This window comes from Corynebacterium silvaticum, assembly GCF_002162115.2.
GTDB lineage: Bacteria > Actinomycetota > Actinomycetes > Mycobacteriales > Mycobacteriaceae > Corynebacterium > Corynebacterium silvaticum.
Genome location: NZ_CP021417.2, coordinates 1,593,089 through 1,606,942 on the forward strand (window position 1 = coordinate 1,593,089; position 13,854 = coordinate 1,606,942).

12 protein-coding genes are annotated in these 13,854 nt (G+C 52.1%); 2 read left to right on the forward strand and 10 right to left on the reverse strand.

The window, feature by feature from the left end; genetic code table 11:
• Nucleotides 1-2 precede the first annotated feature (2 nt).
• From CBE74_RS19870 to dxr, 6 genes are all read right to left on the reverse strand, one after another.
• Nucleotides 3-1,457, reverse strand: a complete 1,455-nt coding sequence (locus CBE74_RS19870) for a cobyric acid synthase (protein WP_171483192.1) — start codon at nucleotides 1,455-1,457, stop codon at nucleotides 3-5.
• Between the two features lie 95 nt (nucleotides 1,458-1,552).
• Nucleotides 1,553-2,446 carry a type I methionyl aminopeptidase gene (gene map / locus CBE74_RS19875; protein ID WP_087454175.1) on the reverse strand — a complete coding sequence of 298 codons (894 nt, stop codon included), beginning with the start codon at nucleotides 2,444-2,446 and terminating at the stop codon, nucleotides 1,553-1,555.
• Nucleotides 2,447-2,516: 70 nt separating this feature from the next.
• Complete coding sequence (locus CBE74_RS19880) at nucleotides 2,517-4,358, reverse strand: penicillin-binding transpeptidase domain-containing protein (RefSeq protein ID WP_087454176.1); 1,842 nt, start codon at nucleotides 4,356-4,358, stop codon at nucleotides 2,517-2,519.
• Between the two features lie 156 nt (nucleotides 4,359-4,514).
• Entirely contained in the window at nucleotides 4,515-5,690 is a 1,176-nt protein-coding gene (gene ispG, locus CBE74_RS19885) for a flavodoxin-dependent (E)-4-hydroxy-3-methylbut-2-enyl-diphosphate synthase (RefSeq protein WP_087454177.1), read from the reverse strand.
• A 157-nt stretch (nucleotides 5,691-5,847) separates the two neighbouring features.
• Nucleotides 5,848-7,062 (reverse strand): M50 family metallopeptidase, encoded by a 1,215-nt coding sequence (locus CBE74_RS19890; RefSeq protein ID WP_087454178.1) that lies wholly within the window; start codon nucleotides 7,060-7,062, stop codon nucleotides 5,848-5,850.
• Between the two features lie 54 nt (nucleotides 7,063-7,116).
• Entirely contained in the window at nucleotides 7,117-8,283 is a 1,167-nt protein-coding gene (gene dxr, locus CBE74_RS19895; protein WP_087454179.1) for a 1-deoxy-D-xylulose-5-phosphate reductoisomerase, read from the reverse strand.
• A 572-nt stretch (nucleotides 8,284-8,855) separates the two neighbouring features.
• Here dxr and CBE74_RS19900 point away from each other — a divergent pair.
• Nucleotides 8,856-9,281: a DUF2631 domain-containing protein gene (locus CBE74_RS19900; RefSeq protein WP_087454180.1), complete on the forward strand. Its 426-nt coding sequence runs from the start codon at nucleotides 8,856-8,858 to the stop codon at nucleotides 9,279-9,281.
• A 115-nt stretch (nucleotides 9,282-9,396) separates the two neighbouring features.
• Here the strand turns inward: CBE74_RS19900 and rlmN are convergent, their stop codons facing one another.
• Nucleotides 9,397-10,449, reverse strand: a complete 1,053-nt coding sequence (gene rlmN, locus CBE74_RS19905) for a dual-specificity RNA methyltransferase RlmN (protein WP_216605301.1) — start codon at nucleotides 10,447-10,449, stop codon at nucleotides 9,397-9,399.
• Nucleotides 10,450-10,762: 313 nt separating this feature from the next.
• Between rlmN and CBE74_RS19910 the strand changes: the two genes are divergently transcribed.
• On the forward strand, nucleotides 10,763-11,188 hold the full coding sequence (locus CBE74_RS19910) for a LapA family protein (RefSeq protein ID WP_087454182.1): 426 nt from the start codon (nucleotides 10,763-10,765) through the stop codon (nucleotides 11,186-11,188).
• Nucleotides 11,189-11,248: 60 nt separating this feature from the next.
• Here CBE74_RS19910 and CBE74_RS19915 read toward each other — a convergent pair whose 3' ends face one another.
• The 3 genes from CBE74_RS19915 to pyrH all read right to left on the reverse strand — a co-directional run bounded on the left by CBE74_RS19915 (nucleotide 11,249) and on the right by pyrH (nucleotide 13,746).
• Nucleotides 11,249-12,127: a phosphatidate cytidylyltransferase gene (locus CBE74_RS19915; protein ID WP_087454183.1), complete on the reverse strand. Its 879-nt coding sequence runs from the start codon at nucleotides 12,125-12,127 to the stop codon at nucleotides 11,249-11,251.
• 197 nt (nucleotides 12,128-12,324) lie between these two features.
• Entirely contained in the window at nucleotides 12,325-12,882 is a 558-nt protein-coding gene (gene frr / locus CBE74_RS19920; RefSeq protein WP_087454184.1) for a ribosome recycling factor, read from the reverse strand.
• Nucleotides 12,883-13,014: 132 nt separating this feature from the next.
• Complete coding sequence (gene pyrH / locus CBE74_RS19925; protein WP_087454185.1) at nucleotides 13,015-13,746, reverse strand: UMP kinase; 732 nt, start codon at nucleotides 13,744-13,746, stop codon at nucleotides 13,015-13,017.
• Nucleotides 13,747-13,854: the final 108 nt, after the last annotated feature.

Here is a 13,854-nt window from a genome sequence, read left to right on the forward strand (position 1 = left end):
ACTCATGAGACAACGTCGCTAGAAAGATCACGGATGAAAGCATCAAGGTTCCAATGCGCCTCGATGCTGTCTGCTAGCAGATCAAGTTGTCTGTCGCGCTCGCCCTGAAAAGACGTCCGAGGGTCAAGGATAAAGCCCGTTCGCCCGGTCATCTCAATGACTCTTTGCAGGAATTCTCTACGCGCCGTATCCGATTCGAGGTATCCGTGCCGATGCGTACCAAAGCTTGCGCCCTTAACCGCCCCTTCCTCCCCTATCCACGGATCCTCGGTGGAGCGTACGACTCGGCCATGATGGACTTCATAGCCCCCATGCTCGTGCCGTATCAAGGTCTTCTCCGGGTGGAAAGCTATATCAATATCAAAGATCCCTAATCCTGCTACTGGCTGTTGGGCTCCCGACTCCACTGGGTCATCGATGCTCGCGCACATCATTTGGAAACCACCACAGATTCCCACAATTGGAGCCCCTCGATTGGCGCGTTCTCTCATGGCTTCTGCGATACCGGTGCGCCTTAACCAATCCAGATCGCTCACCGTCGCTTTGGAACCAGGAAGTACTACCAGGTCTGCCTCATGCACTTGGTCAGGATCTACAGTCCACGTAACAGTCACCCCAGGTTCGCATGCCAAAGCTTCTACGTCGGTGGCATTGGATACCCGGGGAAGCCGCACCGCTGCTACTCGCAAACGCTGCGTGCCAAGAGCAGGAACAGCCGGACCAACTGCAGCGCCTATCTGCGATTGGAGTGAGTCTTCCGCATCTATCCACAGTCCTTCGATGAAGGGTAAAACGGCAACGGTAGGCACCCCGAGTCGCTTCTCTAGGTCGGCAAGCCCTGGTTCGAGGATCGTTTGATCTCCCCGGAATTTATTAACAACAAACCCTGCGATCCTCGCACGATCCTGCTCGGACACGATCTGATGAGTGCCAAAAAAATGAGCTAAGACGCCCCCACGATCTATATCCCCCACCAGATACACCGGAAGATCACAGGCTTCAGCTAGCCCAAAATTTGCAACGTCAGTATCCCTGAGATTCGTCTCTGCAGGTGATCCCGCTCCCTCACAAATCACTACCTCATACTCGGACCGCAACGCATTAAGGGCTTCTGCCGCTACGGCTTTGAGATTGGTGCGATGCTCAATATAGCTGCGAGCGCTCACATTACCGGTGACTTTGCCATTCACCACGAGCTGTGAGGTCCGATCCGAACCTGGTTTTAGCAGAATGGGATTAAAAGCCGTGCTAGGGACGAGCCCACACGCAAACGCTTGTAGTGCCTGTGCCCGTCCTATCTCGCCGCCGTCGGGTGTCACCGCCGAGTTATTGGACATGTTTTGGGCTTTAAACGGGGCGACTCTTATGCCGCGTCGGGCGAAAGCACGGCACAGGCCAGCCACCACTACAGATTTTCCAGCATCCGAGGTACATCCGGCAACGAGAAATGACTTCATATAAACCCCAAAAGGCGACAACCGATATCTAGCGAAACACCGCACTGATGTGCAGACAACAGTCAGATTACCCAGAATAGTGACTGATAGGGGAACTATTTAACTTCGAGATCAGCATCCGGGATAGTAAGAATCTCATTACCGTCTTCGGTAATAACCAAAGTGTGCTCGAACTGCGCGCTGAACTTGTAATCGGTGTTTTGCACAGTCCAGTCGTCCTCCCAAATACGATAATCGAGGCCTCCCAGATTAAGCATGGGTTCTACCGTTAACGTCATACCTGGTTCTAATACGTCCTGATAAACATCAGAATCATAGTGCAAAACTACAAGTCCATTATGGAAAGTGGTTCCGATCCCATGCCCGGTAAAATCAGTGACCACGTTATAACCAAACCGCTTAGCATACGATTCGATTACCCTACCGATCACGTTGATCTCACGGCCGGGCTTTGCAGCGCGAATCCCGCGAAGCGTTGCTTCTTTGGTGCGTTCGACAAGCAGTCGATGCTCTTCTGACACGTTGCCGGCAAGGAACGTTGCGTTGGTGTCGCCATGTACCCCATTTTTGTATGCGGTGACGTCAATGTTAACGATGTCGCCATCTTGAATGACCGTGGAATCCGGGATTCCATGGCAGACGATCTCATTAAGGCTCACACACACCGATTTAGGAAAATGGCGATACCCCAAGCAGGATGGGTAGGCGCCATGATCGCACATATACTCATGCGCAATGCGATCGAGCTCATCGGTAGTCACCCCTGGCGCTACAGCAGCCCCCGCCACGTGCAAAGCATTGGCAGCAATCTTGGAGGCCTCGCGCATGGCTTCAATTGTTTCAGGAGTCTGAACAAAAGGTTCTCCGATAGCTTCTTGAACAGTATCTTTCCATACATATTCAGGGCGATCGATATGTGCTGGGACCTCACGCGTAGGACTCTGTTTTCCGGGAACAAGGGGTTTACGATTATAAGACATGTTTCCCATGCTATCCCTTTAAGCAATTAAGCTTGCCGACGCCTCCCGTTACCCCACAACCTTGAGGCTTCCAGCCTGATCAATGGGCATTAAGCTCATCGAGATTCCTCAAAAAATTATCGGTTATTGCCACGGAGTCCTCAGAGCCGCCGCCCAAGACAACGAGGGTGGCAAAGGCTAGGTCTCCTCGATACCCCGTAAACCAGGCATGAGAGCCTCCATTAATTTCGGCTTCACCCGTCTTTCCAAAGATCTCCCCACCAGCCCTCATACCGGCGGCGGTTCCACCGGGTTTGGTCACTGCGCCCATTAAGGAACGAAGTTGATCGATAGTTTCTGGCCGCAATGCTTCAGGATGCTTATCCATTTTTGTTTCGCGCCCGGAGATTAACGTCGGAGTCGGTGTTTTTCCTGCCGCAGCAGTAGCGGACATCAAAGCCATGCCAAATGGGGAGACCAAAACCTTCCCCTGCCCATACCCAGCCTCCGTGCGATCAAGCGGGGTCTCCCCTTCTGGAATCGAGCCAGTGAGCGTGTTCAAACCAGGGATGTCATAATCCACGCCAATTCCAAATTGGCTTCCGATTTGTTTTAGGTGTCCCTGCGCTAATTTTTCAGAGATGTTAGCAAAAGTAGTGTTGCACGATCGTGCAAAGGCCTTTTGCAAGGGGACGTTTCCCAGCGAAAAAGCATTATAGTTGGTCACCGTTCGCCCGTAGATATTCATCGTGCCCGGGCACGGAACAATGCTTCCAGAATTTAGCCCTTGGTCTTGTATACCAGCAGAAGCCGTGACCACCTTAAACGTCGATCCCGGAGGGAATTGACCGTTCAGCGCAAGATCACCCTCCTCATCTGCCTTGGGTGTCTGTGCAACGGCTAGGATCTCCCCGCTAGAAGGCCGAATCGCAACGATCATCGTCTTCATGTCTTTTCGCAAATTCACGGCAGATTCCGCGGCCTGCTGCACTTTTTGATCAATGCTGATTTTGACGGCAGGAGCTACCTTTGGGGCGTGATATTCAATATTTTCCAAGGCCGCGCCATCAGCCGTAACCGAGGACACCGTCCAACCATTGTCGCCTTCCAGCTGGCTATCAACGATATTTGAGACTCGCTTGATGATGTCTGGGGCAAAACGCGGGTCTTTATTGACCAACGCCGCTTCTTTGTTCAGTGTCACCCCGGTGATACCAATAAGCTGTCCCTGCAAGGCCTCTCCCGTTTGCTGACTCAGTAGTGCAACAGAGTAGCGCCCTTTTGCTGCTTTAAGATTGTCTGCGAGTTCATTGGCTTTGATATCGGGGATGGTTTCATCATGGCTTCGAGCCGAATGTAAATGGGCCGCAACCGTGCGTGCAACCGTATCTTTATCTGCCACGCTGGCGGCGTCGATAAGCAATCGGTATTTAATCCCCGGCACCAAAATCTCCGCACCATCGGAAGAAACTACGCTCGCGCGCTCCGCATTAATCGCCCGCAATTCTAGATGTTGATTCGCACCCAGACGAGGATGCAAAGCAGATGGCTGCCAACGGATTTTCCATTCTCCGTTTATTCGATTAAGCGTCATGGATGTTTCATAGCTAAAAGTTCTATCACGCGGTAAATCCCATGTCATGGTGTATTTAGCCGTCGCAATTGTGTCTTTTGTATCCACCGAGGTGATCTCTGTACGCAATCTTTCCGCTTGGAGGCCTTTCCACGAGGACTCCAGCACTGAACTTACTTTGTCAGCGCTATCAGTGTGAGCGCCCGCGGCACTGAAGTTGGAGTCTGTAAGGTCTGCAAGGAATGCCTTGGCAGTGGGGTCTGCTAACGCAGGTTTGGGCGTGCATGCCACCAATGTTCCAGAAAACAAACACACTGAGATCACCAGCGAGACCATAGTTTTCAGAGTTGAATTAGTGGGCATGCTCATGGGCGTAAGGCTAACATTTAGTGAACAAACTTTATCCGCGACACCACTATGTTTGTGGTGGGAAAACTACGGTGTCCCCTAAAACCACATAAGAAAACTCCCCACAGTCTTATACCTCACGTGTCAGGCATAGAACTACGGGGAGTTTTGTCGTTTTTAGCGGGTTACTTTCACCTGCGGGCCAGCACCTTCTTTGATTTCTAGCCCTTCAGCTTCTGCCAAACGCATTGCTTCTTCAATCAAAGTCTCCACGATCTGTGATTCGGGGACAGTCTTGATGACCTCGCCGCGAACAAAGATCTGGCCCTTGCCATTGCCGGAGGCAACCCCCAAGTCCGCATCGCGAGCCTCTCCTGGGCCGTTTACCACGCATCCCATTACGGCAACGCGTAGCGGAATGTCCATTCCGTCCAATGCTGCTGTGACTTCCTCTGCCAAGGTGTACACGTCAACTTGTGCGCGTCCGCAGGAGGGGCATGAAACGATTTCCAGGCCACGCTCGCGCAGGTTGAGCGACTGCAAAATCTGATCGCCCACCTTAATTTCTTCCACCGGATCTGCAGACAAAGAAACCCGGATAGTGTCGCCAATGCCCTCCGAGAGGAGTGCACCAAAAGCCACAGAAGACTTAATTGTGCCTTGGAAAGCAGGGCCAGCCTCTGTGACACCAAGATGCAGCGGGTAATCGCTCTGAGCAGCCAGCTGACGATAAGCCTCAACCATCACCACAGGATCATTGTGCTTTACGGAAATGGCGATGTCACCGAATCCGCAGTCCTCAAACAACCCGGCTTCCCACAGCGCGGATTCTACGAGTGCTTCCGGGGTAGCTTTGCCATACTTTTCCAAGAGACGTTTGTCCAAGGAACCAGCGTTAACACCGATGCGGAGGGGGATTCCCGCATCGCCGGCGGCCTTAGCTACTTCTTTTACCCGTCCATCAAATTCTTTGATGTTTCCTGGATTCACACGCACTGCAGCGCATCCAGCGTCGATAGCAGCAAAGATGTACTTCGGCTGGAAATGAATATCCGCGATCACAGGAATGGGAGACTTTTTAGCAATGATCGGCAGCGCCTCAGCATCGACAGTCTTAGGACACGCCACGCGGATAATGTCGCAGCCGCTGGCTGTCAGCTGCGCGATTTGTTGAAGCGTCGCATTAATGTCATGCGTTTTAGTCGTTGTCATCGATTGAACAGACACCGGGTAGTCAGAACCGACCCCTACGTTTCCAACCATGATCTGGCGTGTCTTACGACGTGGAGCCAATACCGGTGGCGGCGCATCCGGAAGGCCAAGACCAATCGGTTGTCCAGTGGTGGTTGACACTAAGCATGCTCCTTGTACAGAAATGGGCTACACCCATCACAATGGGATAAATCAGACGAATCCAAATTCTAGCACCGCACGCGCTCATCGCGGTGTATAAGCGCTACCAGACCGGCTCCACGCAGATCGTTTTCAGCCGAAGCCGGCCTGGCTGTTATTACCCGAATAGTTTGATCGGGTTGACCACATCGGCGATGATAACCAGCGCTCCCACTCCCATAAGGAGTGCCGCAACACCAACAGTCAGCGGCATGAGCTTGGTGTAATCGGCGGGTCCTGCGGGTTCTAGGCCGCGTGCCTTGCGGAGGGCGTCGCGAAGCTTCTCATAGATCACAACCGCAATGTGTCCACCATCAAGCGGCGGAAGCGGGATCAGGTTGAACAGAGCGAGGAAAAGATTCAGGCTGGCCAGCAGCAAAAAGAACATGCTCCACAGGGACTTTTGCGCTAATTCACCGCCAATGCGCGAGGCACCCACAACGCTGACTGGGCTCTCTTGGTCGCGCTGTCCCCCAAGGATTGAAGCCGCCACACCGGGTATCTTCGCGGGGAATGACGCAAGTCCCTTGAACGTGGCCCCGAGCATGTCACCGGCATAACTCAATGTTCCGCCCACGGCCGAGACTGCGTTGTAATGAAGAATAACGTCTTTCAATGGCGCACTAGATACGCCGATCGCGCCGACTGAGACTTCTTCGCCCTTGGCGTTTAACCGCAAAGCGCTTGCCACCGGAACGTTAAGCGTGAGCTGCGATCCATCGCGATCCACGGTAACGGCTATGGTCTTTCCCGCTTTATCGCGGACATACTCTCTGACCGTGACAAATGAGCGCATAGCTTGTCCATCAATGGCGACGATCCTGTCGCCTTGTTTCAAACCAGCTTCTGCCGCCGGTCCTGCGCCGCTGCAAGGAGCCAAAGTTGCAGCATCAATCTGCTTAGGGGCTACACACGAGGTCTCTCCCACCGTGGCAGTGGTGTCCACATGATTATTGGGCAACCCCGCAGTAATCGCCACCCCGTAGAGGACAATCAAAGCCACCAAAATATTCATCAAAATGCCGCCGAGCAACACTATTATGCGTTGCCACCATGGCTTATGCATCATTGAGTGCGGTGCTTCTTCTGGTGTTACCTGATCTTGGTTGGTCATCCCTGCGATATCACAGAATCCACCCAAGGGCACAGCTTTAAAACCGTACTCCGTGTGACCCCGCTTGAAGGAGAAAACCGTGGGACCAAAGCCAATAAAGTAACGGCGAACCCGCATCCCACACGCTCGTGCCGCAGTGTAATGCCCCCACTCATGCAACGCGATGGTGACGGCAATACCAACAGCAAACGCGGCAACACCAATAAAATAAGACAGCACTAACTAAAACTCCTTATTTGAAGAAAAGCTGAGTATAGCAACGAGTAATCTCAACTATTTCTGAGCTAGTTTATCCACAAATAGGTTTGCGCGGCGTCGGGCTTCTTTTTCATGCTCCAAAATCTCATCTACAGAATGTGGTTCACCTGCGAAATCGGATGCATGCTGAACGATTTCTTCAACGGTATCCACAATATGAGGGAAACGAATCCTTCCTGCAAGGAAAGCCGCAGCGGCTTCTTCATTAGCAGCGTTATACACCGCCGGATAGGTTCCCCCAGCCAGTGCGACTTCACGCGCGAGGCGAATAGCAGGAAAAGCGTGATCGTCCACCGGCATGAAATCCCAAGAACTTGCAGAAGAAAAATCAAGGCTCGGCTGCGCGCCGGGAACGCGCGCAGGCCAATCCAGGGCATGAGAAATTGGTAGCTTCATGGAGGGCGGGGATGCTTGGGCGATAGTCGCACCATCTGAAAAAGTAATCATGGAATGCACGATTGACTGTGGATGCACCGTGACGTCAATGCGATCCGCGGGGACGTCGAAAAGCAATGTTGCCTCTATTAATTCCAACCCTTTATTTATCAAGGTCGCCGAGTTCAGCGTATTCATTTGCCCCATCGACCATGTGGGGTGTGCTGCAGCTTGTTGCGGAGTCACGTCCCACATCTGCTGCCTAGTCCAACCCCGAAACGGTCCACCTGAAGCCGTCAGGACAAACCGTGCAACCTCGGAGCGCGTACCAGAACGCAAACACTGCGCCATCGCTGAGTGCTCGGAATCCACAGGGATAATTTGTCCTGCACGCGCCTTATTAGTAACGAATCTTCCGCCAGCCACCAACGACTCTTTATTAGCTAACGCAAGGATTTCCCCGCTCTCGATGGTAGCTAACGTGGCTGAAAGTCCTAACGACCCCACCAAGCCATTCAAAACGGTATCGGCTTCAATGCTTTGAACAAGCCGGGTGGCTGCATCGTCCCCGCTCAGCACCTGGCCGCCAAGCGCAACGGAGATAGCGTGCGCCGCCTGCGGATCAGCAACAGCAACAGCATGAGCCGGAAGGTGTAACATCCATGCCTGCTCTATCACTGCATGCGGATCACGCCCCCCTGCCGCAATTCCAACGACGTGAAACCTCTCCGGATTCGCCTGAATAACTTCGAGGGCTTGAGTGCCGATAGAACCAGTGCTGCCTAGGATTAAAATTCGCTTGCTCACTCCGCTATTATCGCAGCATTTTGCGATCCGCGTTTATCCCCTGTTCATTTACAGTCTTTTCTGCATCATCGCTCCTACACAGCCCCATCCCTCCTACGCGAGGGACTTGTTGGGAGCTTGTCTCTAAGTCTGTCGCCGAGCCCCCCCAGAGACATTAAAGTTCCGACCTGTAATCCGTTTCATCTTCTCCGCGGGCTGTAAACGACACAAAACCATCGCCCCATTCCGGTCTTTGCCACCAAAATCAGTGGTACAGACACCAAAAAACGCGGGATTGTGAGCATCAATATTTTCATCACACCACCCCCTAATGGGAGCCAACTTTTGGACGAAGAATTATCTAAAATAATCATCGCACGATGCCTAGTGCCCCGGTCATGTCTTACTACAGGCTTTGTACGCCGTTTCTCTGCCGCTTCTTCGTCTTCACAACCCTCCGGCAAAAATCGCTTTAGCCAGTGGAATATGCAAAAATAAGCGGTAAATCTTTACGCGTACCCACTCTGCAACACCCACTTAAGCTCAACAGAGCTTGTCGAGATGACGCAGTGCTTTGAGACAAGGAGAACAACGTGGCTGGTTCCCACGAAATCGCCCCTGAGATTCATCATGGCGTGTCCACTTTGGACGAGCCTTCTGCTGCTTGGGGTTGGCACAGCATCGGAATGCGAGCAATCCAGATTTCGGGTTGGATTTCAGTAATCTTCCTCCTCGGCTACAACTTTGGTAATCACCAGAGCCACGTAGAAACCATCTTCTTGTTTACATTCGCAGTTTTGATTGCGGCCGGCCTGATCTACTTGCTGGTTAAGCCTCAAGGCACACAGGTGCGCACCCTTACCGCGCACAACCAGCCCCTCGGCTATAAGGAAAAGGACTGGACCTACGAGCAGGCAACCTGCACCGGCGAGTACGCAAAGCTCAGCGACTCCCAGCTGCGCGCCCTCAACATTGAGCCTGAGCGTGTTCGCCACCTGCGCTCCATCCCAGAAGCTTAAAAGATCACTAACAAAGCGATCCTGCCTTAGATATACAAGGTAGGATCGCTTTGTTTTATGTCCAGGGAAGAACGCTTATCGACGGCCCCTCCCTTGGCCGCTGGTTTTTAGCGCATCAACGTTCTTCTGCTGCTAATTGGCCACATGCCGCAGCGATCTCTTGTCCGCGGGTGTCTCGAACAGTGCACGGTACTCCCTGAGCGATGACGCGTCGAACAAACTCATCTTGCCGATCCTTCGGCGACGCATCCCACTCAGAACCAGGCGTGGGGTTCAACGGGATGAGATTTACGTGGACAAGCGAGCCTAGAGCTTTGTGCAACTTCTTTCCAAGCATGTCTGCACGCCATGGTTGGTCGTTGACATCACGAATAAGAGCGTATTCGATAGATACGCGCCGACCCGAGCGATCGGCATAATACCGTGCGGCATCCAGTACCTCTGCAACTTCCCAACGATTGTTGGTAGGAACCAAAGTATCCCGTAGTTCATCGTCTGGGGTGTGCAGGGAAACAGCGAGGGTAACTGATAGATCTTCCTCGGTAAGTTTTCTTATCGCTGGAGCCAACCCCACTGTAGAAACAGTCACGTTACGCTGCGAGATACCAAAGCCCTCCGGAATAGGAGAGGTAATCTGGCGGACTGCAGATACTACGCGCTTATAGTTAGCCAACGGCTCGCCCATGCCCATAAAAACGATATTGGATAACCGGCCACCTTCCGCGTTCATCATCGCCGATGCCGCACGCACTTGGTCCACGATCTCTGCCGTGGATAGGTTACGATCCAATCCACCTTGTCCGGTAGCGCAGAACGGACATGCCATGCCGCACCCTGCTTGAGAAGAAATACACAACGTCGCACGGTTCGGGTAACGCATCAAGACCGATTCAAGCAAAGTACCGTCGTGCAGTTTCCACAACGTCTTCTGAGTCTCACCAGCATCCGTTTCAATGGCACGAATTGGTGTCATAAGGGCTGGGAACAACTTCTCTTGTACTTTTTCGCGTACAGCAGCAGGCAAATCAGTCATCGTGCGAGGATCTGCTTCAAGGCGACCATAATAATGCCGAGCAATCTGGTTTGCTCGGAACTTAGGAAGCCCCAATTCGCTCAACGCGCTGATTCGTTCTTCCACCGAATAGTCCGCGAAATGCTTCGGCGGCATGCTCCGGCACGGCTGGGAAAAATTCAACTTTACCGGCGTCGAGGCACGTCGGTTACCCGAGGCGTTTGGTGCAGGTGCTTCAGGTACAGCTACAGGACTTTCAACAGGCTGAGTGGGGTCAGTGGGCGTAGTCATCAGTACTATCATGTCACGTCACGCCTTAAAATATGGAACGGCATCGCAACAAACAATGCTAATGGTGCCTCCTTGAGACTTCTGCGATACCTCTGCAGCCTGCTACCAAGAAAATTGTATCCGCATTGTTACCGCCTCTCATTGGATATTAGGACGCCCATCACGTTGAATAGGAAGCATGCGTAACAAAGATGCCTTCCGTGATTCTTCTTCACCTGAGCCCGGCTCTGATCTGCCACTCCCCTCTGTTCCCTCAGGTTCTCACAACGAATCCAATGAAGCACTCCCCTCCACAGAACTAAGCGTCACGACGCAAGATCCCATCGGGAATTCTTCCGCGCCTGCCAACAAACAAACAGTAAAAAAGACGTTTGCTGGAGGCACCTGGATTGCCCTCATCATCGGCGCTTTATTGCTGATCCTTCTGCTTATCTTTATTTTGCAGAATCAGGAAAAAGTGGTTCTTCACATGTTTGTGTGGGAGTTTTCCGTGCCAGTAGGAGTTGGTTTTCTCCTAGCCTCCATTACGGGAGCGTTGATCATGGCTCTCGTCGGCGGAGTACGTATGTTCCAGCTGCGACGCCAGATCACCAAGCATCAATAGTCTCAAAAAGATGGGGCGCTGCTCAGCAGCGCCCCATCTTTCTTTTTAAAGCACATCAACCTAAACGGAAGAAATAAAACTCAAAACCAGCCATGTGCCCATCGCAGAAGGTAACATTCCGTCAAGCCTGTCCATAAGGCCGCCATGGCCTGGAAGCATAGAGGACATGTCCTTGATGCCAAGTTCTCGTTTGAACTGCGACTCCACCAGATCGCCCAAGGTTGCACAAATAACCAGTCCAAACCCCAGAATCAGGCCCCACCACCAGGTGTAATCCAGCAGGAAATGGACGCTCAGCACGCCAACGGTCATCCCAAAGATAACTGAGCCTGCGAAACCTTCCCATGATTTCTTTGGACTCACTGCGGGAGCCATCGGGTGGGATCCGAACATCACTCCAGCCACATAACCACCGACATCAGACGCAACCACACACAGCATGAAGGTTACGATGAAATATGCTCCAGGGGCTACGTCATTTTGAAACTGCGATAGCATAGCCGCAAAACTGCCAAAAAGCGGAACCCACGTCAGCACAAAAATCGCCATCGCGGTATCTCGCAAATAGTTTTTCGGCGGCATGTGCGCACCATGGTGGAAAAGTCTGCTAAACATGGTGACCAAAACAGCGGCCACAAAACCAGCTACAAGACCTCGCGTGCCAAAGGGCCAGCTGAGCCACAGCATGACCTGGCCACCGATAATGAGCACCCACCGCTGTACTAAGTAACCTGCTTCGCTCAGCCTTGCGTGTACCTCAGCAGTAGCAAGAGCTATAGCAACTGCAACTAATGGATACCACGCATCTGGGATGACAAAGATGGTTAATAAAACCAATCCCCCCAGACCCACGCCAATGCTAATGGCAGCTTTGAGATCTCGCCCAGCAGAATTTTTAGGCTTTGGAAGATGCTCAAATCCTTTAACGGCATCATTCATGTGGCAGGTCCTCCGAGGGAGTGAATTGGTAAAGCATAAGCATCATATGCTTATCGCTCAATGTAAGGTTTCAATCCTTAAAGTCAACAAGACACGGAGGGCACACGCATATAGCGAATGCCCTCTGCATAAGGATTTTCCTCGGCGTAACATTAATATCCGCATCACGCCGTGGGCTGAGGAGTCCTAGTGGAGTCCTAGACCTCCATTAACTCTGCTTCTTTTTTAGAAACAACCTCATCAACCTGAGCCACGTACTTGGCGGTGATCTTGTCTAGTTCTTTTTCTGCTGCCTGAACTTCGTCTTCACCGGCGTCGCCATCCTTCTGGATCTTTTTTAGCTGATCCATGCCTTTGCGGCGGACGTTACGGATCGCAATCTTTCCGTCTTCACCCTTAGACTTGGCAACTTTCACCATCTCTTTACGACGTTCCTCGGTGAGCTGAGGAACGGTGACGTGCAAAACCTGTCCGTTATTTGTAGGGTTTACACCGAGATCTGAATTCCGAATAGCGTTTTCGATTTCGCCCATCATCGACATCTCATAAGGCTTGATCAAAAGCATACGAGCTTCAGGCACAGAAATTGTTGCCATTTGCGTGATGGGCGTAGGAACGCCGTAGTAATCGGCGATGACTCCGTTGAACATTGCTGGATTTGCGCGTCCAGTACGAATGTTAACGAGGTCGTCCCTCGTCCTTTCGACTGTTGTGCCCATGTGCTCTTCAGATTCGAGCAAAATATCGTCGATCATAAAAAATCCCTCTTTTTAAAAGACCACGTGTCATGGAGCGTCACATGCGTTATAAAACGTCAACGCAGACGCCCATTTCCACGAGTATTTCTATTTCGGAAAAACTCGGTAGTTCAATAGGTACTTAATCTATCAGGACTTGACCAAGGTTCCGATTTGGTCCCCCGCCACCGCACGCGCGATATTGCCTTCTGTAAGAAGATTAAACACCAAAATCGGCATATCATTGTCCATGCACAGGCTGAAGGCTGTCGCATCTGCGACCTTCAGACCTTTTTCAATTACTTCACGAGGAGTGATGTCGCTGAATAGCTCTGCTTCTGGATTAGTGCGAGGATCATCGCTGTACACGCCATCCACAGCCTTTGCCATGAGAAGCACTTCACAATCGATCTCCAGGGCGCGTTGCGCTGCCGTCGTGTCTGTAGAGAAGTACGGCATACCCATTCCTGCCCCGAAAATAACCACACGGCCTTTTTCCAGATGGCGCTTAGCGCGAAGAGGCAGGTACGGCTCAGCTACCTGAGCCATGTTGATGGCAGTCTGCACACGGCAGTCGATGCCCTCTTGCTCAAGGAAATCTTGCAAAGCCAGGCAGTTCATGACAGTTCCGAGCATTCCCATGTAGTCGGAACGGTTACGATCTAGCCCACGCTGCTGAAGCTGTGCACCACGGAAGAAGTTTCCGCCACCAATAACAACAGCTATTTCTGCACCATTCCGAGCAACACTAGCGATCTGACGAGCAACATTTTGTACAACGTCGGGATCAATGCCAACGGAACCACCGCCGAACATTTCACCGCCAAGCTTCAGCATCACTCGTTTGTATCCGGTCCGCGAGTTGGTGGCACCTTCAGCCATTGCAGTAAACCTCTCCGACTCTCAGGCACTTGACGTAGCCCGAGCCATATTTTGCTCTCTTTTTGGCACGATAGTTCGCATTTCAAGACGTTTACATAGGTTATTAGG